The sequence below is a fragment of the Roseibacillus ishigakijimensis genome (assembly GCF_016595415.1).
Taxonomy (GTDB): domain Bacteria; phylum Verrucomicrobiota; class Verrucomicrobiia; order Verrucomicrobiales; family Akkermansiaceae; genus Roseibacillus; species Roseibacillus ishigakijimensis.
In genome coordinates this window covers 1-1,317 of sequence record NZ_JAENIO010000099.1, presented here as the reverse complement: position 1 = coordinate 1,317, position 1,317 = coordinate 1, and the positions used below count along the sequence as shown (strand labels likewise).

At 59.1% G+C, this 1,317-nt stretch carries 1 protein-coding gene; it reads left to right on the top strand.

The window, feature by feature from the left end:
* The coding region (locus JIN78_RS16720) for a hypothetical protein (RefSeq protein ID WP_200393141.1) at positions 1-1,317 on the top strand (1,317 nt) is incomplete at both ends.

Here is a 1,317-nt window from a genome sequence, read left to right as displayed (position 1 = left end):
CCTTCCTGCCCGGGAGGTGGCCTATTACTACGTGGACATCCCGGACAACACCTCCGGCTGGCGCATTTCCCTCGCCAACACTTCCGGCGAATCCGTCCTCTTTGTGAACAAAGAGTTCCTTCCCACCTCCGATACCTCTGCCGGTTCCTCCTATTCGCCAGTCTCCCTCAGCACACTGACCAAACTTCAAAAGGACGGCGACGAGCACTTCACCCTTCTGCCCGAATATAGCCAGGGCTTCCTCGAACCCGGCCGCTACTACCTCATGGTCGTCAGCGAGGGCGAGAATCCCGTCAATAGTCACATCGGCACCGGTTCCTCTTCCGCCATCCTCACCAGCCATGGTTTACCCGTTCCCGCGACTGATCTTGGCACCCCGGTCTTGGGCACCGATCTCATCCATTCCGATAGCTACGGACTTGGCCGCTTGAAGCACCTGACCTTCACTGTGCCGGAAGGAGCCAACTCCATCGAAGTCAGTCTGGAAAACACCACCGGCAGTCCCTACCTCTACGCTCGCTACAATGAGGATGATACTCGTTTTCCTAGTGGGGGAGCCTACGGGTATTACTCAGGAGAAAGTTACAACGACGCCGACAATCAGCTCATCACCCTCAACAGCCCTCCGGCTGGCTCCGTCTGGCGGCTGACTGTTATGGAGTATCGCTCGCAAGGTCAGCTCGAAGCCGGCTCCTTCACCCTCCGCATCCGCACGGTCGGGGAACAAGAACTCGCGTTCAATGGCGGCACCGCTACCATCACCGAGCAATCTCCCCGCACTTGGCAATTTTTCAAAGTCACTGTTCCTGAACAAATCGGCGGACAGGACGTCCTCGGCTGGCAACTCCGGGTCGAGAACTGGAGCGGATACGAACCCATTATGGTCGTGCGGCGCGACCAAGTCCCGGACTCCGCTTCCTTCACTACCCAATATGAGTGGGGTGGTTCACGATGGCCCTATCAGGGCGGAACCGACTGGGACTCCGGAGCCCAGTGGGTCATCTCCACTCAGGACTGGTCCGGCCATGACTACTCCTCCGACGGCAGCCAGTACAATGAAAAATATGGGCTCTGGGCCGCCCTGGGCCAACCTCTCGAACCCGGCACCTATTATGTTGGTTTCTTCAATCGCAGCCACAGCGAGAGCAGCTCCTTCACCTTCTCCAGCACCGCCGTCGGCACCGGCATGGGCCTCGAACCGCAGGCCATCCCGTTCAATGGTGGCTCCGCAACCGTCTCCAACCTTCCTGCCCGGGAGGTGGCCTATTACTACGTGGACATCCCGGACAACACCTCCGGCTGGCGCATTTCCCTCGC